General features: G+C 45.5%; 20 protein-coding genes and 1 pseudogene. 8 read left to right on the top strand and 13 right to left on the bottom strand.

Annotated elements, in window-relative coordinates; translation table 11 throughout:
- Window positions 1-57: 57 nt before the first annotated feature.
- The gene (gene cobT, locus D6029_RS14640) at window positions 58-1,110 is read left to right on the top strand and encodes a nicotinate-nucleotide--dimethylbenzimidazole phosphoribosyltransferase (RefSeq protein WP_120065457.1); all 1,053 of its coding nucleotides are present in this window, start codon (window positions 58-60) and stop codon (window positions 1,108-1,110) included.
- A 106-nt stretch (window positions 1,111-1,216) separates the two neighbouring features.
- Here cobT and acuI read toward each other — a convergent pair whose 3' ends face one another.
- Window positions 1,217-2,191, bottom strand: coding sequence for an acrylyl-CoA reductase (NADPH) (acuI, locus tag D6029_RS14645; protein ID WP_120065458.1), 975 nt, complete (start codon window positions 2,189-2,191; stop codon window positions 1,217-1,219).
- 239 nt (window positions 2,192-2,430) lie between these two features.
- Between acuI and D6029_RS14650 the strand changes: the two genes are divergently transcribed.
- The 4 genes from D6029_RS14650 to D6029_RS14665 are packed head-to-tail and all read left to right on the top strand — an operon-like array spanning window position 2,431 to window position 5,473.
- Window positions 2,431-3,417 carry an ABC transporter substrate-binding protein gene (locus D6029_RS14650; protein WP_120065459.1) on the top strand — a complete coding sequence of 329 codons (987 nt, stop codon included), beginning with the start codon at window positions 2,431-2,433 and terminating at the stop codon, window positions 3,415-3,417.
- A gap of 9 nt (window positions 3,418-3,426) precedes the next feature.
- Window positions 3,427-4,206, top strand: a complete 780-nt coding sequence (locus D6029_RS14655; protein WP_120065460.1) for an ABC transporter ATP-binding protein — start codon at window positions 3,427-3,429, stop codon at window positions 4,204-4,206.
- A complete protein-coding gene (locus D6029_RS14660; protein ID WP_120065461.1) occupies window positions 4,203-4,961 on the top strand; it encodes an ABC transporter permease in 759 nt (252 codons plus the stop codon). The genes D6029_RS14655 and D6029_RS14660 overlap by 4 nt, the downstream gene beginning before the upstream one ends.
- Window positions 4,962-4,972: 11 nt before the next feature.
- On the top strand, window positions 4,973-5,473 hold the full coding sequence (locus D6029_RS14665) for a nucleoside deaminase (RefSeq protein WP_120065462.1): 501 nt from the start codon (window positions 4,973-4,975) through the stop codon (window positions 5,471-5,473).
- Between the two features lie 47 nt (window positions 5,474-5,520).
- Here D6029_RS14665 and cueP read toward each other — a convergent pair whose 3' ends face one another.
- The 7 genes from cueP to D6029_RS14705 all read right to left on the bottom strand — a co-directional run bounded on the left by cueP (window position 5,521) and on the right by D6029_RS14705 (window position 13,537).
- Entirely contained in the window at window positions 5,521-6,063 is a 543-nt protein-coding gene (gene cueP / locus D6029_RS14670; RefSeq protein ID WP_120065463.1) for a copper-binding periplasmic metallochaperone CueP, read from the bottom strand.
- A 471-nt stretch (window positions 6,064-6,534) separates the two neighbouring features.
- Window positions 6,535-7,464: a LysR family transcriptional regulator gene (locus D6029_RS14675; protein WP_120065464.1), complete on the bottom strand. Its 930-nt coding sequence runs from the start codon at window positions 7,462-7,464 to the stop codon at window positions 6,535-6,537.
- A 472-nt stretch (window positions 7,465-7,936) separates the two neighbouring features.
- Entirely contained in the window at window positions 7,937-8,902 is a 966-nt protein-coding gene (locus D6029_RS14685; protein ID WP_120065466.1) for a fimbrial protein, read from the bottom strand.
- Window positions 8,903-8,923: 21 nt separating this feature from the next.
- Complete coding sequence (locus tag D6029_RS14690; protein ID WP_120065467.1) at window positions 8,924-11,578, bottom strand: fimbria/pilus outer membrane usher protein; 2,655 nt, start codon at window positions 11,576-11,578, stop codon at window positions 8,924-8,926.
- 39 nt (window positions 11,579-11,617) lie between these two features.
- Entirely contained in the window at window positions 11,618-12,298 is a 681-nt protein-coding gene (locus tag D6029_RS14695) for a fimbrial biogenesis chaperone (protein ID WP_120065468.1), read from the bottom strand.
- Between the two features lie 85 nt (window positions 12,299-12,383).
- Window positions 12,384-12,932, bottom strand: a complete 549-nt coding sequence (locus tag D6029_RS14700; RefSeq protein ID WP_120065469.1) for a fimbrial protein — start codon at window positions 12,930-12,932, stop codon at window positions 12,384-12,386.
- 80 nt (window positions 12,933-13,012) lie between these two features.
- Window positions 13,013-13,537, bottom strand: coding sequence for a fimbrial protein (locus tag D6029_RS14705; RefSeq protein ID WP_120065470.1), 525 nt, complete (start codon window positions 13,535-13,537; stop codon window positions 13,013-13,015).
- A gap of 455 nt (window positions 13,538-13,992) precedes the next feature.
- Between D6029_RS14705 and D6029_RS14710 the strand changes: the two genes are divergently transcribed.
- Both D6029_RS14710 and D6029_RS14715 read left to right on the top strand, forming a co-directional pair.
- Window positions 13,993-17,115, top strand: coding sequence for an autotransporter family protein (locus D6029_RS14710; protein WP_120065471.1), 3,123 nt, complete (start codon window positions 13,993-13,995; stop codon window positions 17,113-17,115).
- Window positions 17,116-17,306: 191 nt separating this feature from the next.
- A complete protein-coding gene (locus D6029_RS14715) occupies window positions 17,307-17,756 on the top strand; it encodes a hypothetical protein (protein ID WP_120065472.1) in 450 nt (149 codons plus the stop codon).
- 256 nt (window positions 17,757-18,012) lie between these two features.
- On the opposite strand, the gene D6029_RS14720 is transcribed toward D6029_RS14715, so the two are convergent.
- The 5 genes from D6029_RS14720 to D6029_RS14740 all read right to left on the bottom strand — a co-directional run bounded on the left by D6029_RS14720 (window position 18,013) and on the right by D6029_RS14740 (window position 21,719).
- Window positions 18,013-18,525, bottom strand: coding sequence for an RES family NAD+ phosphorylase (locus D6029_RS14720; RefSeq protein ID WP_120065473.1), 513 nt, complete (start codon window positions 18,523-18,525; stop codon window positions 18,013-18,015).
- A complete protein-coding gene (locus D6029_RS14725) occupies window positions 18,525-18,701 on the bottom strand; it encodes an MbcA/ParS/Xre antitoxin family protein (protein WP_272482842.1) in 177 nt (58 codons plus the stop codon). The genes D6029_RS14720 and D6029_RS14725 overlap by 1 nt, the downstream gene beginning before the upstream one ends.
- Before the next feature lie 189 nt (window positions 18,702-18,890).
- Window positions 18,891-19,544, bottom strand: a complete 654-nt coding sequence (locus D6029_RS14730; RefSeq protein WP_120065475.1) for a hypothetical protein — start codon at window positions 19,542-19,544, stop codon at window positions 18,891-18,893.
- 284 nt (window positions 19,545-19,828) lie between these two features.
- Window positions 19,829-20,731 carry a hypothetical protein gene (locus D6029_RS14735; protein ID WP_120065476.1) on the bottom strand — a complete coding sequence of 301 codons (903 nt, stop codon included), beginning with the start codon at window positions 20,729-20,731 and terminating at the stop codon, window positions 19,829-19,831.
- A gap of 16 nt (window positions 20,732-20,747) precedes the next feature.
- Window positions 20,748-21,719: an HNH endonuclease gene (locus tag D6029_RS14740; RefSeq protein ID WP_120065477.1), complete on the bottom strand. Its 972-nt coding sequence runs from the start codon at window positions 21,717-21,719 to the stop codon at window positions 20,748-20,750.
- Between the two features lie 245 nt (window positions 21,720-21,964).
- Here D6029_RS14740 and D6029_RS14745 point away from each other — a divergent pair.
- Window positions 21,965-22,704, top strand: a pseudogene (locus D6029_RS14745) (aminoglycoside phosphotransferase).
- Window positions 22,705-22,894 lie beyond the last annotated feature (190 nt).

Here is a 22,894-nt window from a genome sequence, read left to right on the forward strand (position 1 = left end):
ACGCTGCGCTTATCCGACCTACTAGGCTGATTTTTATAACGTTTTTGAGAATAAAAAATGCAAACTTTAAATTCCCTTATGGCAATGATTTCCCCGCTTGATAGCGAAGCCATGGCTCGCGCCCAACAACACATTGATGGCCTGTTAAAGCCGTTTGGCAGCCTCGGTCGCCTCGAAGCATTAGCGGTGCAACTGGCGGGAATGCCGGGCATGAAAAACGGCCTGAATACTAAGCGCAAAGCCATTCTCGTGATGTGCGCCGACCACGGCGTGTATGCCGAAGGTGTGGCGATTTCCCCGCAAATTGTCACCGCCATTCAGGCCAGCAACATGACGCGCCACAACACTGGCGTGTGCGTATTAGGCGCTACCGTCGGCGCGGATATTCACGTAGTGGATGTCGGTATCGACAGCGACGCGCTGCCCGGCGTGCTGAATATGAAAGTGGCGCGCGGCAGCGGCAACATCGCTCGAGGCCCGGCGATGAGCCGCCAGCAAGCCGAAGATTTGCTGCTGGCAACCATGCAACTCACCATGCAAAAAGCGGCAGAGGGCGTGACGTTATTTGGCGTGGGCGAACTGGGCATGGCGAACACCACGCCAGCGGCGGCGATGGTCAGCGTGTTAACCGACAGCGCACCAGACGACGTGGTCGGCATGGGGGCAAACTTCCCGAGCGACAAGCTGCACCACAAAATTGCCGTGGTGCGCCAGGCGATTGAAACCAACCAGCCGGATGCCGCGGACGGTATCGACGTGCTGGCAAAAGTCGGCGGTTTTGACCTCGTCGGAATGACCGGCGTGATGCTCGGTGCGGCGGCGGCGGGGCTTCCAGTAGTTCTCGATGGATTCTTGTCTTACGCTTCAGCGCTGGCGGCCTGCCAGATTGCACCAGGTGTGCGCGATTACCTGATTCCGTCGCATCTGTCGGCTGAAAAAGGCGCGGTGATTGCGATGAATAAACTGGGGCTTGAGCCGTATTTGCAGATGGGCATGCGTCTGGGCGAGGGCAGCGGTGCGGCGCTGGCGATGCATTTAGTGGATGCGGCGTGTGCGATGCACAATGAGATGGGGTCGCTGGCGGATAGCAACATTGTGTTGCCTGCCTGACGATAAATCTGCTTTGTAGGTCGGTTAAGCGCAGCGTCAACCGACATAAGCGAAAAAAGGTGGATAGCGTTAACCGCTTATCCACCTTACAACGGCTTAGTTCAGATTAGCTCACCTTAACCAGCGTCCGCCCCTGAACCGCATTATTCATAATGTCATCGGCAAATTTCGCTGCCTGCTCCAGACTAATCTCCGTCGTCGCCGTCTGATAGAAACTCTCCGGCAGCAACTTCGCCAGACGCTCCCACGCAGCAATGCGGCGCTCAATCGGTGCGCTCACTGAATCCACGCCTTGCAGACGCACGTTACGCAGAATAAATGGCATCACGGTGGTTGGCAGCGAGAAGCCGCCCGCCAGGCCACAAGCGGCGACGCAGCCGGAGTAGTTCATCTGTGCCAGTAGTTTGGCGAGCACGTTACCGCCTACGGTATCGACCGCTCCTGCCCACACTTGTTTTTCCAGTGGGCGAGTTTCAGCAAATTCACTGCGCGGCAGAATGCGGCTGGCACCCAACTGGCGCAAGTAATCATGGGTAGATTCACGGCCTGAAACCGCCACAACCTGGTAGCCCAACGCGTGGAGCAGGGCGATGGCGGTGCTGCCCACGCCTCCGCTGGCGCCGGTCACGACTACTTCACCGCTTTGCGGCGTGATGCCTGCTTCTTCCAGAGCCATCACGCACAGCATGGCAGTGAAGCCCGCGGTGCCGACGATCATCGCTTTGCGAGCGGTTAAGCCCGCAGGCAGTGGCACCAGCCATTCGGACTTCACACGTGCTTGTTCCGCCAGGCCGCCCCAATGGTTTTCACCCACGCCCCAGCCGGTCAGCACCACTTCCTGGCCTGCGTTAAAGGCGCTGTCGCTGCTCGCGGCCACGCGGCCTGCGAAATCAATGCCTGGCACCATCGGGAAGTTACGGATGATTTTGCCTTTTCCGGTGATCGCCAGCGCGTCTTTATAGTTCAGGCTTGACCACTCAACATCAACCAGCACGTTTCCCAACTCCTCGCCAGGGACGGTAATTTGCTTCACTTCTGCCTGAGTCTGGCCTTCAACTTGTTCGAGTACGACTGCTTTCATAATCAATCCTCTTTCTTTGAACCGGGGGTTCCGGCTGAGATATTTCTAATGCCCAACACGGTATACCTCTCGCGCCCGAGAATAAAGAAAACCGAACCTGTTCCGCGCTAAACGCCTGCTTTTTAGCAGGTTATAAGATTTTCCTATTTTAACTTTTGACCTTGCTCCTCGTATGTTTGAAACAAAAGTTTCTAACCGTTGTGACAAACGTTTCACAATTCCCCTTTGAGGAGATAAGCATGCGTGTATTCACCCTGACAACCGCTGTAGCCCTGGCCCTGGTAAGTGCGCATGCGAGTGCGGTAGATAAGCTCAAATTGCAGCTCGACTGGATGCCGAATGGCGGCGATAAAGCGTTCGTTTTTGTCGGCGTCCAGGAAGGATTTTATGCCGCCGAAGGGCTGGACGTGACCATTTTACCCGGCCGTGGCAGCAGCGACACCCTGACTAAAATCGCCTCGGGCGCGGCGGATATCGGCACTGGCGGCATTGCTTCTTTAATGATGGCGCAGGCAGAAGGCGGCATTCCGGTGAAGGCGATTATGAGCATCTACTCAAAACAGCCAGATGCGATTTACTCCTGGCAGGGTAGCGGCGTCACCGACATGAAAAGCCTGAAAGGTAAAACACTGGGGATCCCGACTTTCTCGGCTTCTAACGCGCTGCTGCCGATTATGCTGCAAAACAACGGTGTGGATCCTGACAGCGTAAAACAGATCAAAGCCGACCCCGGCACGCTGGTGCCGATGCTGGCGCAAGGCCGTGTTGACGGCGTGGTGGTGTGGTCGACCAATCGCCCAAGTATTGAAGCGACGCTGACGCAGGTCGGCAAAAAACCGCTGGAACTGGCGTGGACGGATTACGGCCTCGACGGCTACGGCCTGTCGTTCTTTGCCTCCGATAAGCTCATCAAAGAAAAGCCAGACGTGGTGGCGCGCTTCCTGCGGGCGGCGAAAAAGTCTATCGAGTTTAGCCTCGCGCACCCGGAGAAAGCCGCTGCTGACCAAAAAGCGATGGTGCCGGAAGCGGATGTGGCGATGTTAGAAGCTGACTTTAACGTCACCAAACCGCTGATCGTGAATGAAATTAGCCAGCGCGATGGCCTCGGGCAATTTGACCCGACGCTACTCAAACACACCTGGGAATGGGTGGCGAAATCGATGAAATATCCGCTCGATAAAGTGAACCCGGAAACACTGGTTGACCGTACTTATCTCGCCAAATAAGGGAATGTTATGCAGCCTGTTATAGAGCTAAGTCATGTTAATCAGACATTTATATCCGCCGATGGCACGCAAGTCACGGCGCTGGACGAAGTCAATCTGACGCTGCGCCGCCATGAGTTTGTATCGTTTATTGGCCCGTCAGGCTGCGGGAAATCCACCATTTTGCGCCTGATTGCCGGGCTGCTTAAACCGAGCAGCGGCACGATTTCGGTGTATGGTAAACCTGTTACCGAGCCGCGTGACGAAATGGGATTTGTGTTCCAGAAACCCACTTTGCTGCCATGGCTTAACGTGCTGGATAACATCACTTTTCCGATGAAACACAAATATGGCCGCGTCGATGCCAAAGACATTGCGCGGGGGCATGAGTTGCTGGAAATGACCGGGCTGACACAGTTTGCTGGAAAGCGCCCGGCGGAGCTTTCCGGTGGCATGCAGCAGCGCGTTTCAATTGCGCGTTCGCTGCTGCATGACCCGGATATTTTGCTGATGGATGAGCCGTTTTCCGCTCTCGATTCCCTGACGCGCGATGAAATGAGCTTTGAATTAATGCGTATCTGGAATGAACGCCCCAAAACGGTGCTGTTTGTGACGCACTCGATTCAGGAAGCGCTGCTGCTTTCCGACCGCATTGTGGTGATGAGTGCGCGCCCAGGGCGGGTGAGTGAAATTATTGATGTCCCACTGCCGCGCCCGCGCGATGAAGAAACGCTGAACCATCCGCTATTCCACGCGCTAACAGCCGAGATTCGCCACAAAGTCTTTAGCCGCCGCAAGGAGCCTGCATGAAAGCGTTTCTGGAAAGATATATCGCGCTATTGGCGCTGATTGTGGCGATTTTGCTGTGGGAAGGGGCGTGTAAATTATTCGCCATTCCGGTGTTTATTCTGCCGTCGCCGTCGGCCATTTTTGCTTCTGTAAGCACGCTGGATGCCGGGCGTTGGGCGACACATATTCTGGCGACGTTAAGCGTGGCGCTGAGTGGATTCCTGCTGGCGATTGTGATTGCGCTGCCGCTGGCGATTGCCATCGTTAGCTCAAAATTGCTTGCCCGCCTCGTGCTGCCATGGCTGATTGTGATTCAGTCCACGCCGGTGGTGGCGATTGCGCCGATTATTGTCGTCACGCTCGGTTCGGGCATGTTGCCGCGAGTGGTGATCACCACGCTGATTTCCTTCTTCCCGCTGGTGATTTCCACCGCCACGGGCATGACTTCGGTGCCTTCTGAATTACTCGAACTCTCGAAAACTCTGCGTGCGCCGCGCAACCGTGAATACTGGCAAATCCGCATGCCTTATGCGGTGCCGTATATTTTCAGCGCGCTGAAAGTGGCGATTACGCTGTCGATAATCGGTGCGGTGGTAGCGGAGTTTGTCGCCGCCGATCAAGGGCTGGGTTATCTGATTTTGTTCAGCACTTCATCGTTCAAAATCCCATTGGCCTTCGCCAGTTTGTTTTTGCTGGTGGTGTGCAGTTTGACTCTTTATGGCCTGGTGAGCTGGCTACAAAAACGCCTGTTCCCATGGAGCCTTGATGCGAAATAAGGAAGGACAACATGTCAGTAAAACGTGGGCCAAAGCCGAGTAAAGAACAGATCTTGCGCCATTTGCGCCGTTCCAATGCCGTGGCGGAGCGGGCGATTGCCCTCGGGCATCATCCGTTTGGTGCGCTGCTGGTGGCACCCGATAACGAAACCGTACTGCTCGAACAATGCAATATCGACACGGTAAACCACGCGGAATCGACCCTTGCGCGTATTGCTGCAACCAACTTTACCGCCGAATATTTGTGGCAATGCACGCTGTATACCGCCGTCGAACCTTGCTGTATGTGCGCCGGAACCGCGTACTGGGCGAACATCGGGCGCGTGGTTTTCGGCATGTATGAGAGCCAGTTACTGGAAGCCACCGGTAGCCACGAAGAAAACCCGACCATGAGCGTGTCGTCGAAATATGTTTTTGAACATTGTCAGAAACCGGTGGAACTTATCGGCCCGGTTCCGGAAATTATTGAAGAGACTAGGGCGATGCAGCAGGCGTTTTGGTCGCAGAGATAGAGGGTTGAATGTCGGGTGAACGTTAGCCTCACCCGACATGACAACGGTTAACCCTGCAATTGCAGCGTGGTTAAACAGGTCTGGCTTTCTTTGTGCGTTGCAATCGGTGCACTGGCGGTTTTGCCCTGATATTTGACTTCAATCGTGCCTTCAATATCGCGCGGTAACCACACGCCGACAAACCCGTTGGCGTGGCTGGTCATGCTTTTCTGTAATACGACTTTCCCGCTTTTATCCGTCACCTTCACATCAAACGGCGTGTTCGCCAACTCACCCCGACAACCCGAAAGACTGTGGTTAAAACACGGATGGGTTTGCGTCACGTAAGGCGCGAACGACAGGTAAAACTTGTCGCCCAGCGGGTAGCTAAACTGCTGAGTGCCATCGGAAAGTTTCAGTTCGGTGCTGGTGATCCCCGCGTTATAAGGCAAAGGACGCGCCTGGGTTGAGCCGTCGATCGCTTCCACCATTTGCTCGGTGGTTTTGCCTGAAAGACCGTGTGCGGCAAGGAAATCTGCATCGCCCTGCGCAGCTAACGCAGAGCCGCTGATGCTGAGTGCCAGTAAGGCGAAAAGCAGTTTTTGTTTCATCAATGAATACCTTTCAAAAGAGGAATTAAGCCTGCCGCAAAGACTAAACCTTCCAGTAAGGGGAGGGTCAAAATGATATGCAAAACTTTACATAGTGTGGGGGTATTTGGGGGTGTAGTGTTTGCCATGTATAGGTTTAAACCTATAAAAGAGATATTTCCTTATCAGCAGATGCATGCAAAAGGAATGAATGACATAAGCAGAACCCTCGAACAGATCCTGGCGACTGAAAAGCCCGAAGTTGTTGCGCAAGCGAAGGCTAAAGCCGCAGCCAGGTTTCGCAGCCTGAATATCACATCGGCAACACATATATTATTATTATGTGTTGCGCCTTTGCACACCTGTCGAACTCGTTGTGTATGTTGTCGATAATGAACGAGTTCATGTCCTGCGAATATTTCACACTGCACGTAAAATAGCTCAACACCATAAGTCAATAAATTAAAAATGACATCTAATTTAAATTTATAATTATGATTTTTTTATTTCTTGTAAGAGTGATATCAACCCCTTGAAATTTTCATCTTTTAGGGAGCTTTTATTATATGTCATATAGAATGTAATAGGTTTGGAAATAAACAAGCATTCTAAAATTTTAATATTAAAGCTGCTCATGAACTTTCTGGCAAACCAAGAGGGGACAAAACCAACTAAATCAGTTTTTTCAATTACCCCTGCGATAACAATAAAAGAGTGGCTAGAAAATAAAATATCTCTATCTTCAAAGTAACTTAGAGCATCATATTGGAATTTTTTAATGTCTTCGGATGGAGTACTAAGAAAGGTTGATTTTTCAAGTTTCATCTCTTCTTTATTCAGGGTTAATCCAAGGCGCGGGTGTTCTTTACTGCACACTGCAACAGTTTGTTCTATGAGAAATGCCTCACAAACAGTAGAAGATGAATAATATGGTTTGGTATCAAAAACTACATCAGCTTTCCTGTAAGTCAGAATGTCTTCGGTATTCTCGAGCATTACGTCAGCATTCATATGGATAATTTCACAATTAATTTTATTCTCTTGGAGCACTGAGTAAAAATCAGGAATTATACGCAAAGCGAGGTATGGTGCAGCATGTATAACAAATCTACTTTTTTCGTTCATGCTGGGAAATGAGTTAATACTTTCTAATAACGGATTAATATTCTTACTTAATTTCGTGTGTAAATTAACGGCAACCGTTGTGGCCGCTAGTCCATTTTTCTCACGAATGAAAAGGGGATCTCCAAAAAAGAAACGCAATTTGGTAAGAGCCTGACTAACAGCTGAAGGTGTAACATCCATAAAATTGGCGGCCTTTGTCACACTTTTATGAAAATAGACAGCCTCAAAAGTTAAAAGAAGATTAAGATCAAAATCCCTAACTTTAAGCATTCCAGATAAAAATGAATCACTTACCATGCCAGCACCTTTCAAAATTCATTGACTTATAAGCAAAATAAAAAACATAAAATTACTATAGCAGAACGATTGCGGTCTATAAGAAAAACCATTAGAAAAATCAAAAAATAATTACATTAGTGACCACTTAGTTAGTTGAACACTCATTCAGAACATCTAGCCATAGAATCAAATCATCCTTGTAAATATAGCGGATGCTACTTCCTGACATATCAATGAGACATGGGAATCTAGCGGGTAAAGATTTCAAAAATTCTTCTTCCACCTCTGAATCTTCTAATATAGAAGGATACTGTGAATCCTTCAGATACACCTCATGAAACCACTGCCTAAAATGTTTAACATTTATAATAACTTTCATAAAAACCTTCTTTTTAGTTAATCAATTGTAAGTGGAATAAAATATTCACAATTAATTTAGGTATAGATTCCAAAGTAAGATTATCTAAAAATTCATTATCTATAAATTGAATTAATTGTAAGTGATGGTAAAATTAGCTACAGCACTGGCATCACCAGGTTTTATTATGTTATCCGTCTGTATATATGCAGCAGTTAGCGGAATGCTGAACGTGCCGTTTGTTTGAGATTGGGCAACATAGAAAGATTGACCAAATTTGATCGGATTCTTATCATACATTAATTTTATTCCAATACCTTGTGCCCCTCCGTCGGCAAGATCAATAATTCCATCTCCAAGAGAGGACGTTGCAGAAAAGCTGATATTAACATTCGTGCCTGAATCACAATTTAAAGGGATAGTAATTCCAACAGGATTACTTGTTGAGCCTTTTCCATGCATTGTATCTGTTGTCAGCTCCCCCATTTCTACCGGAATAGCAGTAGCTCCTGTTATTTCACATGCTGATTGTGTCACGGAGCCGGATGTCAAATTATAACTTGCTGCCTGAGTAAGACCTGTGCTGGTTGCAAGTTTGTAATTTAAAATCTGCCCTATCGGCAGGTGATCAGAAACAATATTCCCGGTTTTATAAAGCTTTATTGTAATTTTAGGGCTTAATGCCTTTTCTTTATTTTGTGTTAATAGTAATGTTCGGTTAATAGGTTGGTCATCTACTCTTGCTGCAAAACCGACGCCTAAAATTGTAGTTTGGTATACATTATCCCCATTAATTATAGTAGAGTTCCCGTTCGCAAAGGTTGGCATAAGCTCAATGCTGGCATCGTAATCACCTCCAGAACAATTAGCTAATAATTGCCCGTATGCAAAGTCTTTTACAGCCAAAAGCGAACCTATAGGCAAGTTTCGCTGAGCGCTAATATTACCAAAGTCAGCATTAAAATCATGAGTTCCGGGATCCAGAGTACATATCCCATTGGTCGCTGAAGCCGTTGCTGAGAAAAAAAATGGTGAAAATAATATTGTAAAAAAAAGAACAGGAATTTTTTTATTCATTTTTATACGGAAGCCTTTCATCTTGTAACCTTTTTCATAGAATTAATGGCATTGGGCAATAGTTTGTTTTATCAGGTCCATTTTATTTTCTGATGGGGTATCCGAGTTTAAAACATAATCTCCCTGGCATTGCTGGGCACTGCCATTTCCCCATTTAGCGCTTATTTTTCCTGTTTCAGGTAATCCAGACAAATATACCTGCCCCTGATCGCTGACAATACCGGTGATAAGACTGTCGTTTTCTTTATCAACTAAGGTCACGGTCGCTCCAAATGGCACTGGTTTTCCAGAGAATAATAATTGAATGAGCGCACGCTGACCTACTCGGGTTTTGAAATCTGCAAGTACCACAGCCCCTCGAGTTGGCGTAACTGTCTGACTATTTATGTCCATATCCACATCATCACCAAATGTTTGTGTATCTAAGTCGATAGCATTTTTGCGATAGGGCTGTACATAAGGCACCACAGCATAACCACGCCAGTCGGTTTTAACTCCGGTATTATTTTTGACATCAACACCACCCACATTAGGCGCTTTAACCAGTGCAATAGTGTCACTCAGTGGCTGAGAAAGCGTGATACCATTCTGATGTAACAAAACTCCACCCTGGATACCATAATTCCATTGCTGAGTGTTATTGTCATAGCTATAACCAATATTGCTCTCGCCAAGATTACCTTTGTAATCCAAAGAAGCGTTCCCTGAAGAGCCTTTACCTTCATTTTCATAACCCTGCTGTACTGCATAGCTCAGATTATTTTCTTTCAGCAATGTTCCATTTATTCCAGCCTGTTGTGTCGTGGATCCATTCTTGGTGCTGTTCATGTTATATGTCATCCATGCACCGCTGTGTCCCAATAATAAATCGAACGGCACTGACATATTAAATGCGATTACTTTATCCGCATTTGGTGAGCCTGGATTTTTCGAATAGTTATAATTTAACCCAATGCTGACGCCATGAATAGAAGTGGCATATCCCAGTTGGATTAGTTTCTCCATTCCATCGCCACCCCAATAGTTTTGACGGCTGCCACTGATATTCACAGAACCATAATCACCAAGCGTCTGATTTATCGTAAGCTGAACTTTGCTACGTTGATTATGCGAGCGATTATAATTATCAATATCGTTACCTGTATCACGCTGATAATCCTGTACGTCACTAAAACCGTAGTAACCCTCAGTTGAATAGCGATAGCCAGCAATTTGTAGATTGGTATCGGTCTGGTCGAAGTTTTTCGCATACATAGCTCGATAAGACTGACCCTGTTTTCTACCCATCAAATTGTCATCGAACTTGCTGACAGCCTGAGTACCATCGAAGGAGACTGCACCCCAGCGACCCAGATCTCTTCCCAACCCAATAGTCGCTGCCTGGTAATTATCCGCATACTGGATCCCGCCATAAATAGTGGTCAGTGCAGTAAGACCGTAAATATTTGAGAGCTGAATAAACTCTGGCGTTTTGGTATCGTCGTTACCCGAGCGATATTTACCCAGTACCATATTGTATTTAAGGCGATTTTCACGCTGTAAAATTGGCACTGAACTGGTGGTTACAGTGAATTTAGTTACTGAGTTATCAGCTTCCGTCACGGTGACTTCCAGATCTCCCCCATTGCTGGATGGGTAAAGATCAGTAATCGCAAAGGCACCTGGAGAAACGTTGGTCTGATAAATTACATAACCATTTTGCTTGATGGTGACCTGAGCATTCGATTTAGCAATCCCACGTACCGTTGGTGCAAACTGGCTCATCGAATCCGGCAGCATCTGATCATCAGAGGCCAGTTGCGCTCCGGTAAACTGTAAACTGTCGAAAACATCCGCCGGCGTAGATGTTTGCCCCACCGTAAGCTGTCCACCTTGTAATAGCTGCACATCTCTCTGCAGATATGTATTTATCGACTGATACTGATTTTCGCTACTATCGCTGTTACCCGACGAGGTATTACTTGTTGCACTGTAAGTGGAATAGTTACGTAAACGCCAGGCACCTAAATTTATTCCGCTTCGTAAGTTTACAAAATTACTTTGGGAGTCACCATCGTCGCGTTTAGTTGTTGAACCTGAATAGCTGTAATTTAAAAGTATCGCTGGAATACCGTTGTCCCAGCTTTTAGGATCCACTGCGTTACGTGGACGACTATTTACACCGACCTGAGGAACAGTGATATTATAACGACGATTATTTAAATCCAGTGTTTCTGTTGCATCTTTAATATAATACTTTAATGGATGATCCAGGTTTTCATCTGGAGGTGCAGATTTAAGGTCTGGAAAAGTATTGAGAATAACCCCATAATCGGCTAATTCTGCTGGCTTCAATTGCCCATAAAGTTCCCCTGGCGAACCAGGGGAGCTAATAAACTTTACTTCTCTTGCATCTACTTTCTGACTATTAAGATACACATCTACCTTATAATAACCAGGCATTTGACCACCTTTTTCTGAAAAGTAGTCAAGGTTTATCCCTTGTAAATCAGTTACCCCACCAATAGATTTCAACATCTCCGGGTTAAATTTTTCTGCGCATATAACAACAGATGGGAAAAATAATAAGAGAAAAAATGAGAGAGCTTTTGCTAACACATTCAAAAATATCGGCCTCAGAACAACGCTGCCTTTATTTAAATGGTTACACATCCGCTGTGGTTTTTCTTTAGTGTTTTTTATTTTATTATCTTCCATAACAACCGCCCTGCAAAACGTAAATTACATTTACGGAAATTAAAATTTGGCAGAAAACTCTTTAGTTAAGCCACCATAATCATTAATCGCTTTCCAGTTGATAGAACCACTCGTTGCACTATTTTTAATTTTTAGAGATGATTTAGGAGCAACCATATAGCCTTCTCGTAACGTATTGCCATTAATCTTTATTTGACTCATGTTAACAAAATATGGCGTTGGGTTATTTGCCTGTAAACTGTCTCCAGAATGAGTAAACGTCAACTCACTTGAAGCATTTTCAGCTTTACGAGGGTCATTTAATGCTTCAGGTCTGTAAAAAAGCTTAATGCGTGTATTGAGTGAAAATTGTAAGGAATTCGTTGTCTTCTTTTCAGACTCTGGTGGTATAGCCAGCGTGTTTAACCAGTATACAGATTCTCTATCTTGCGGTAGATTTGAAGTCGTTTGGTTTATTCTAATATTATTACTTTGCCCCTCTTCAAGACGAAATAGTGGTGGTGTGGTCAGAAAGGGGACCTTTGCGCCATCTATATCTGAACTTACCCAGGAACGGATTAGATAAACCGAGGAGTTATCACTGTTTTTAACAGACAGAGACGCCTCTTTCATATCTCCAGAGAATATTACTCGTGTTGCACCAACGGTTAGCCCTGCATAAGAAGGAATAGATGCAATTAATAAAGTGCTTGCAATAATTGTTCTATAAGAAAACTTCATGATACTTTCACCTCAAAATTAAAATAAGAGTGATTGCCATACGCTGACAATCACTCAACTTTACATATAAATCATGTATTAATCGTTACTGATATGACAACTCGTAATTAATGACAGCATTCATAGTACCAGTGGTTACTGGCTTGTTACCTGTGGTGCGACTCATACCAACCAAATAATCCAGACTATTATTACCGGCTGTCAATGGTTTACCATATACAGTGCTAGTATTTGAAACCAAATAAGTAGAAGGAGTTGCTGCTTCGCTAACAACATAACCTACCGTGCCTGCAGTACCAGTACCAGAAGGACCAGTAAATATCTTATTGTTATAACCTGAAACCAGACCTGACAGTTTCATGACTGCGCTTTGAATTGCGGTTGGGCAGTTTTCCAATTTAATAGAAAAAGGCTTCTGCAGCTCAGATGTTGTAGTACCTGAAGCAAGAGGAGAAAGTGCTGCTACAGGCATTGCAGTAAAGTTTACAGTTAAATTTTCTGCACCTGTTACAACATTACAACCAGGCGAGGTCACGGTGCCGTGGAAGTTGATAGTACCATCTGTCGCTTGCGCTGCATTAACACCCAGACCCAACATAACAATCGCAGCAATACTCAGTTTTTTCATTTTCATAATTGGTTTTATCCTTTTAACCCTAGTCAGTAATATAAGAACATTTACACGCCATTAATATTAACTGACTACTGGCAATATTAGTTGTATGACAGAGTGAAGTTAGTCGTAGCGGTAAATTCACCATCAGTTACCATTCCACCGTTTGACATCGCAGCTGCTTTCAATGGGATTGTTGCCTCAGCAGTTACCTGATCAATGGCTGCAAATGCAGAGGTTGAGTTCAGGTTAATTTGCGTGTCATCAGCGTTATAAATAGCAACACCAAGACCCGTTACACCACTAACAGCAATCAGTTTGCTGTTCGTTGCATCAGCAGCGCCTGAAGTCAACAGGTTTACACCTGCCTGGCTGATAGGACAAGCTGTAAGATGAACACTAAATGGCACCAGTGCTGAGTGATCGCCAGCCGCCTTAAAATCGGCAACCGGTAAAACCCCCAATTCAACAGGTGCCGCAATGCTTGCGGCATCGACTGAACAACCGGCACTAATAATACTGCCCGTTACAGTAATTGAGCCCAAGCTATTATCAGCATATGCTCCCATTGATGCGGTAACGGCCGCAGCAAGAACACCCATTTTTAACCATGAAGTCATTTTCATATTTTATCCCATAAAATTAAAATGATTAATTTAAGAAAACAAATTAATCAGCCATGCGGATGCTGTATTTACCAACAATCTACGCTGGCCTTTATTATTCACGATATGAAAATGAAAGGAAGCGAGATGGCTTAAACAGGTGTTAAGCGTAGCTAAATGTATTAATCATCAATGCATTGCATAATGTCAAAACACAAAATTATCTTTATTAAATAACGTTAGCTGTTAATTCAACCTAACTCTATTTAGCGTTACTAAATACTTTCATGTTATTTGTTAGCGTTAATTAAAAGACTGTGCCATGTCTGATATGATTTTGTTGAAGGTATTTAATCTTGACAAGGTCATCATTTTCAAATTAATGTAAAAAACTAAATACCAATTTTTTCTCAGAAAAAACCAAAACCAAAATTAAAATTGGCAATGGAATTGTTCTACAATAAGGAATTGTCAAAATGGAAGCATGCCAAAAAAACACCTTACCACTTAAGGGAAGAATATTAATTACTACTCTCTTTGGGGTTCTCTCCTATCCTTTTCTGGTTTTTTCATCTACCACCTATGATGGTGGAAAGCCTATTTCAATTGATTACCTCCCAAAAACATTAATCAATGTTGATACTGAAAATGCTTTTAATATTAAGGGCGCGGGTACTGATATTGATGTGGCGGGTGGAGTAGATATTAACGGTACGTTTACCTCTATAAAATCTTTAGTTTCCACCGAAGGAAATGATTCTTTTGCATTTAATTTGACTGATCACAGTATGCTAACGCTTCGAGACGCTGATATAGCAACACAGAATTCGAGAAAAACTATCAATATCGATTCCGGTGCCTCCGCAACATTTGAAAATGTGGATATTCGTTCTGCTGAAGCAGGAAGTAGTGTGATTTATGTTAGTGGACAAGACTCATCCCTTCACGGAGAGGGTATGCGGATCAGTAGTGATGGGTCTCAGGCGATGGGCATTGGTTTATATTCTGGTGCATCAGCAAATGACCTTTATAACGTCAACATAAATCTGAAAGATGCTCAATATTCTCTTTTTGTTAATGCTTCAACAGCAACCATTACCAATCTGACAATTGATCAACAGTCAACCCGCTCGCAAAGTGCCCTCTACGCACTAGGAAAGGATTCAACGCATAAATCCTTGATTACCATAAATAACGGTGACGTTAAAATGGTTGGAAATAGCGGGATGATTGTCAGCGCGAATTCTTACAGTGAAATACTGCTGGACGGAGGTCACTACGAAAGCATTGGCGATAATATCAGAGGGTTTTTCGTTTCAAGCACTGACGGTCACCTTACAGCAAATAATCTTACGCTCATCACCAACGGAGCCAAGTCAAACGCTATTGATGCCCGAAACGATGCATATCTTGATAATGATATAGTCACTACGACAGGCACCGGATCTTACGCTTTGTATGTAGATTCAGGGGATAAAGCATCCAGCCAATTACCACCCGTTACCCTGTTTGCTACAAATATGACTCTACATACGGAGGGTAATAATTCAGCTGCTGCCGTGGCTGCATGCTCTGCTGCAATAGTATGCTCTGGAATTCTCAATATTAATAACGCCTTCATCGACACAATCGGAACGGGAAGTAACCTTCTTGCTGCAATGAATGATTCTGTAATTCAAGCATCTTCTGTTACCGGTAATTCGTCGGGGCAGAATGCGGATTTACTCCGCTCCTACACGAACAGTCAGATAATCCTGAAAGACAGCCAATTGAATGCGACGGGGGACGATGCAAACGGAATATATGCAACAGGCTTTGATGTCGCACACCAGGCAGTGGTGACACTGGATAACAGCCATGTAAAAAGCAGTACGAGTGAAGGGATCCTCACCTCCGGCGCGAACGTACAGATTAATGTGATTAACCGGTCTACTGTTGAAAGTGGTAATGGCGTTTTACTCCATGCTGGTAGCTCAACGAACAGTACCAGTGGCGTAGTAACAGAAAGTAAGGTTCATTTATCGGCCAGTAATTCAGCGCTTGAAGGGCTGATTATTGCTGATGCCGGGAACATCGTGGATCTATCTCTACAAAATCAGTCCGAATGGAACGGGACAACGGACACTGTTGACAGTGTAAGCCTGGATGAAACTAGCCTATGGGAGCTTGCTGGCGATTCAACGATTAACACGATGACATCAAATGGCGAAGTACGTTTTAAACATTCAGGGGATAACTATTCCACACTGACCGTAAACGGAGACATGGATGGAAGTGGTGTGTTTAACATTAACACCTTTATTGATGATAGTAATTCACCGACAGACAAGATCCACGTCATTGGTGATGTGACCGGTAGCAATACCTTATATGTTAATAATACTGGTGGGACTGGCAACAACACGGAGGGGAATGGCATTGAGGTCATCATAGTCGATGGCGTAAATACTCAGGGAAATGGGGCGTTCACTCTGGGAAATCCTGTGTCTGTTGGCGCTTACAACTATAGCTTACGCAAAGGTGACATCACTACGGGTATTGGTGAAAACTGGTATCTGAGCAATTGTGCCAACTATAACTGCACCTCGACAATTCCAGATCCAATACCTGAACCGGACCCGACTCCTGAACCGGACCCAACTCCTGCTCCGGACCCAGCTCCGACACCATCCGATAATACGCAACCATGGCGTGAAGAAGTACCTTCCTATATTGCTACTCCGATGCTCAATCTGCATTACGGATTTGACTCTCTCGGTACTTACCATCAGCGTACTGGCAGCGATGTAGTGCGTGCTAATGGGAAATGGGGGCGGGTCGCGGGGCAGCATACAAATTATGATTCAGGGCGTTTTAGTTACGATACTGATACCTGGTTTGCACAATTAGGTGTGGATCTGATGTGGGATAAAAACTCAAACAATACAGAGTATAGCACCGGTATTATGATGACTCTGGGTAATCAGCAAACCGACTCAGAAGACAGTTTACGCAACCAAAATCCTTCCCTGTCTATAAATACGGGCAGCATCAGCAGTGATATTTACAGCTTTGGTGGCTACTACACGATAAAAGCTGCAGACGGCGGATATATTGATATTGTGGGGATGGGAAGCTGGTACGAAAATGATTACGACAGCACCCATAATGCCAGCCAGAACGGCTATGGTATTGCATTATCCATCGAGGCGGGTAAACCATTTGTCTTATATGAAAGCCTGAAAATTGAGCCACAGTTGCAGGCAATTTATCAGTATCTGAATTTGGATGGGTTTAGCGATGACATAAGCTCTGTTTCAGGCACATCAATAAACATGGCACAAGGCAGGGCAGGGCTGCGTTTGTTCCAGGATAACCCTGAATGGAATCCTTATCTGACGCTGGATGCCGTGACACTTATTGGTAGCGAACCCGCAGTTCAGGTAGCCGAACAGCAAATCAAAGCGGACATGGGTAATGGTTGGTGGCAGGGTGGAATAGGACTTTCTGGAAAACTTTATAACAATGCGACAATTTATTCAGAGATAAATTACCAACGAGGTTTTGAATCTGATATCGAAGGGTATAGCGCAACTTTTGGTTTGAAAGTTAATTTTTAAGTAAACAAAAAAACAGAGGCGCTTAGGTGTTTTTATGTCCCACCTAAATTTTTACTAAAAACTAAATATATTATTCCTTTGATGCACTGACTGTGTCAGAGGAATAATAAGTAATTTAAAATATCCGTTGCACGGATATTTCATGACTTAATGATTTTATTGAATGCTACTAACTATATTAAGGTATAACTATGAATAGAACGAAAAGGCTTTTACTTATCGCTATTGTCTCTTCGCTTGGCTGTTTCTCCCAAGCCTATGCGGTCACTCAGGATAACGTTAAGTATCAACAGGTCTGCGGTAAATCGATTGCGATAACTGTTAGCAATTTGGAGGGGAACGACCAGGGGCATACCCTTATTGGGTTAAAAAATAAGTCAACAATGGAGACTGATTTATTCCTTTCAGAAAAGCCAACAACGGAATTAATGCCTTATGAACAGTATAATAAAGTGTACTTTGATAACTTATCCGGGCGGTATCTTCCATCAGAGGATTCACTCAGCATTGTCTGGGGAGGGGCTCAGGAAAATGGTAAAGAAATTCTTAGCTTTAGTCTTGCCTTAGGTTCACATGTTTATCCATGTGGAAAATTGGAAAAATTGCCCGATGAGATGCCAGATCGGCTTTATGGTGAATAATAAACTGAACCGCCCGGTTTTCCTGGAAACTACACCCTCTGAGAGGGATATAGCGTAGCCGGTGAGCCGACGAAGCCAGGCATAGCCTGTACTGATTAATAGGATTCACCTATCCAACCTTTCGCCCAGCAAAGCAATAACCCGCTAATAATGAGCGTATTACCTTCTATAGGGGTGCATTTGGGAAACGTACAATAATTATCGATATCCAAACGGCCCCCTTAATGCTGGCTGACCGTTGCCTCTGCAGTGGCGTTCATTGACTTCGTGTCCGAGACCTATCGGTATAGAGAGAACCTGAACGGCGGTGAAAAGCCTGAAGGCTAAGTCGTAAGACGGGGTTGTAAGCGTATTCCCTACTATACGGCTCGCCCTTCAGCGGCGAGGACCGAGCCTTGGATCGATAATGAAAGCCTCTGCAGTCAGGGTATCCAGGACGGCCTTCGCCCTCAAGCCATTCATCACCAATACGCTGTGTCGACCGGGGTGCAGGTTCGGACTGCCAGTCCTTCGGTAACGCTTCTCTGTCCAATGAAACAACCAGCGCTTCGGGGACCTGTATGCTCAGTAGCGTATATCCTTGAATAAGATCCTCTATTTCCAGGTGAACCAGTGTCTCCAGCACGCACAGTGCCCGGGAGCTGCCAAGATAAACGCAGTTTTTCCCCGGAGAGTTCCACCTGCCGCCATACGTTCTGGCCCCGTAACCGTCAAAGGCATTTGATGTGTAAGGTGTTTTTACCAGCCTGTAATAAGTCTGCTCACTCATCAGGTGATAACGCCATGCTCAAGACGTCCGATAAGAGTCAGTACCGCCTCGGCGCCGGCCGGGGTTGATAACAGCTCTGCCGGTTTTTTTCCGGCAAGCGCTCGTGCAGGTTTATTCAGCCACTCAACCATCCGCTGCGTGTTACCGTTAAACAACTGACTGGCGGCGGTGATCACTCTCTAATGAGATTTTGATTCGCTTCGCGTTATACCAGCGTATGTACCTGTCCAAAAAGCAGATAAAATCTTCCAGCGTTGTGTTGCTCCGGTTTCTGCAATAGTGACCCGTCCTGACATTCTTCACGTCACGAATAAAAGCGACCACGCATTAGTCAGGTGCAGCCCCAGGCTTAAGAAGGGTAAGCGTTATGTTTTTGGGCATGCCGTGACTTGCGGGTAATTGCGGCATACCAGAGAGAGTTTGTATTTCGGCTCGAAACCCTTATCCAGCATGCATTGCTGAACATCAGCGGCTTTGCGCAGCGTCGGCACGTAAGGCACCGAGCCCAAAGGTTGCGGATAACCGCATTGATACATCACCGCCAGTGCTTGTTGGTCGTTTTCAATTTCATGAGAAAAATGCTGCGAGGCCCCCGCTTTACGCCAGGTAATCAAGGAAGAATTGCTCACGCCGGAATCCGGCTTTATCGGATGAAATCCTCTGTCCGCGACAAAAGGCAGCGCTTCTAGCTGACTCTGACTCAAGGGGTTCCCCTGTTCTTGCGTGCGGCAGGCGGGGGTATCATGGTAAACACGAACGCTGCAAATGTTGAATCCGTCTTTGCGGGTAAACCCCATATTCTCCATGCATTGGTAATACAGAACTGACTCGTTATCCGTTTTGGGGATATCGGGGCCGGGGAGCTGCACGCCGCATTTACCCATTGCGACGCGCACGCCATCGATATCCGTATCAGGACGTTTCCACTGTGTCAGGTCCGGTGCTGGGGGGCATCCTGTCAGCAGGAATACCGATGTCATAAGCAGAGGTAAAATCATCAGAGTCGATTGACCGGGCATTAAAATCCCTTATTTATTATTGTTGCAGGTAGCCTCCATACTGCCCGTATTGCTCCTTTGCGACAACGTTGTCCAGCAATTGATTATGACTGAAAAATAAATCTCACCCAGCCTGGAATGATTAAGCCTCCACATTCAATTCTGTAACATTCTATCCGCTGTATTTTTCAGTTCAAACTTCCGCGTGTCGCTCAGTGCAGACCATAATCGCCGAGCATTTGTCCGCTGCGTGCCAGGGGGCGGACGTTGCTAAGCCCGCATAGTATTAATTGTAGGTGTTCGGGTCACGTGTTCTCGTTTTGGAAAAAATGCAAAAACTGAATAGTCTGCTGATTCATGGTTTCAATGGCCGCCAGATGCTCAAGTTTTTTCCACTTAATACCAATAATGTGCAGCAAATCCCGGTAAAAAATGCTGAATTTCCCCCAAGGGTAAAGGATCGCTAGCCCGTTATCCATTTGTGCCAACCATGTGTGGCAATGGCTATTTAATTGAATGGTGTACGTTAGTACGTCGTTATATTGCTTCTCGAGTTCTGGTTTTAGTGCGCGTAGTTTTTCATGCTCTTGCTCAACGAGCACTTCTTGGTCCTGAAAAGCGCGGGCTTTGGTCCAAGCCCCTTTCGCTGCGAAATAGATAATCGGCGCCGCAACTAGCCCCCCGAGTACCAGCATACCGCCGCTCATTCCAGCTCCACCCGCAGCGAGCGCACCACCACCGAACCAGGCTAGTGTCGCATTGGTTGCAGCGACACCAGACAACGTGCCGATAGCCGTGCCCGTAGACGCGGTGCCAATGGCTGAAACAAGCGCCCACGCGCCCAATGCCATTGATCCACCCATAATCCCACCAAATCCCACGCTGAGTACGCCGGAATACTGTTGATTGAATAGTTCAATACTCTGCAATGCATGCATAGTTGGCCGGGACTGTTTATCGAAAGAGGTGGAAGTGGTCTCTAATAATTGCTCGATATTATCCAGTTTAGTTTTTACGGTTTTTAGCGTGTCACCCAACTCACTAATGCGATAATCAATCTTGGCTTTTATTAACGTTACTTCGTCATACGTTGTTTTATAGGAAGCATGAGTGGATTCGAAGCTTGCTTTCGCATGCTCTAATTCCAGCGATCCACCGAGCGTGACGATAGCATTCGCAGTGCGAAGCCCTGCTTTTAATAATCCCATGTTGTGCCTTGTATGGTTAAACCTGGATTGCTTTTATTATCAGGTGGGAATTGCCATACATTTCAGTAAACGTTTTCCACCTTTCGACAAGGGCTCCACGATTAACTTTGTACGAAACACGCAATTTTTTCCCATGATATCTTGTGTATTCTTTATCTTGGATCTGAGGAGCAAAGTAAATAAGTAACGAGTCAGGATCGATAGCAAATAGATCCAGATCGTACAAAGTGTGCATGTCACAACGCAATAATAGCCCATTGCTTACGTGGTTGTGTGTATCATTTTTGTATGGAGTGATGTGCGCTGCTTCGAGGATATCAACGATTGCACAATCACTAATTGCGCATTGAGCCGCTAGGGTTATCAAATTGTCACGAAATGCTTTTTGCCCACGCCTTTGCTTAATTTGCCGTATAACTGCTTTTCTCTGATCTTTTTCATTGAGGAGAGTATCGTCACTGTCTGCTTCGGTAGGGCCAAGTTGATTGACCCCGCCAAACAAATGATTTGCCCATTCAAAGTCAATTTCTTGAATTGAGCTTTGAACGTTGTAGCGTGGAGTGTTAGAAATTAAATCTGTTATGGAGACAGAATTAATGGGTTTGTAGTTTTTTTTATAATCAGCTTTAAATTCCAATGCGGGAGCGTCTTCTACCTTTGGGTAATCAAATTCATGCCCATTACTGCAGCGCCACTCTGGTTTTTTAAATTTCCGATGGATCAACTTTGCTGGAACGCAGTCCTCATAAGGGCATCGGTTACGAATTTTTATGTATGGTGCCGATGACAGATTATCTATAACTGATATTCCCAGGACATTTTTTCTATCAGTAACTATGACAATATCCCCTTTTTTAACCTGCTTATGGTTTGGGACAAAGTTGTCATATCTGTAAAAACTAGTTGAGTCGTCGTGATAACCATTATTCCCAAAGTACCGAAGATCATCCTGACCAACAGCTTTAAAAGACCATGCCTTCTGATTCATCCTGTTGATTCCATGATAAAAGTAGCAGTTGAATCATAAAACATTAATTAGTTGATGAAAACAAGCAGTACAACGTTTCAGCTTCGGAACCGGAGTGATGCAGGATATTAATGCTGATGTCCGCCCTGTGCCAGGAGCGGACATTCCACACTTCACAATATGCTAACTGGACACATGACTGGCAGATTGCGCTAAACTCAAATCCCTCTGAATTAACCAATCGGTCAACGTTAAAGGCAAGATGTATGTCTGATGATAATTTATCACGCATGGGACTGCCAAAGTGAGGCTTTTGGTGGATGACGCAGGCAATCAAGTCATCGAAAAATTTCCTGTCAATGATGTCGAGTTCAGTTTTTACCAACATGCTGCCAGGCATCTAGCTCAAGTGGACATTTCTACCCCAAAGCTGTTGTTTGCCGATCCGTCCATGCGCAAGTTAAAACTTGAGTATATTCCGCACCAAGTTGATCAGGACGAAGTTGCACGAGACGGCGTATTGGAAATTCTGTCTCGCTTACATTGCTATCCACCGGACCCTTCATGGGTTTATCACAATCACTCTTGGTCAGAATCAGCCCTCGAAAAATCTCTCATATTATTGGTATTAACGGGTAGAGCAGCAAAACAGTTGCGCTATTTTCAGCAAGCAAGTGATGCTCTTTTCAGTGGTCATTGCTTAATTTCGGGTGACAGTAATGCGGGTAATTGGGGAAAAAGGGAGCACGGTGATTTAGTTCTTTTCGACTGGGAGAGATTCAGCACTGGTAGTCCAGCCATTGACCTTGCCCCAATTATAAAGGGGATGGGTTCTAAACAAAAGTTTATGGAGTTTGCTGAACGCTATAACTGTATATCGCGTAATTATAATCTTAGTGATTTAGCTAAAGAAATTGCAATTGCTAAAGCATGGATAGTTACCGAGGTTGTCATACTGCTTAATGAACGGCAGAAAAGTGATTTTCAATTCTATCTCAACTGGTAAAGAGAAAATCTTCCCGCCTGGTTAGATGACACTTTAAAAATGCTTTGAGGGTACGTTTTCGGGCTGCCAGAACCGACATCTGGGAAATCACTCGCGACGAGTGGAATTCCCGTCAGGTAGGATGACATAAGACATGGATTGTCCGCTGTTCGCGGGTAGGATCAGTAGTCGGTACAAACCGGCCACATGG

This window comes from Buttiauxella izardii, assembly GCF_003601925.1.
Lineage (GTDB): Bacteria > Pseudomonadota > Gammaproteobacteria > Enterobacterales > Enterobacteriaceae > Buttiauxella > Buttiauxella izardii.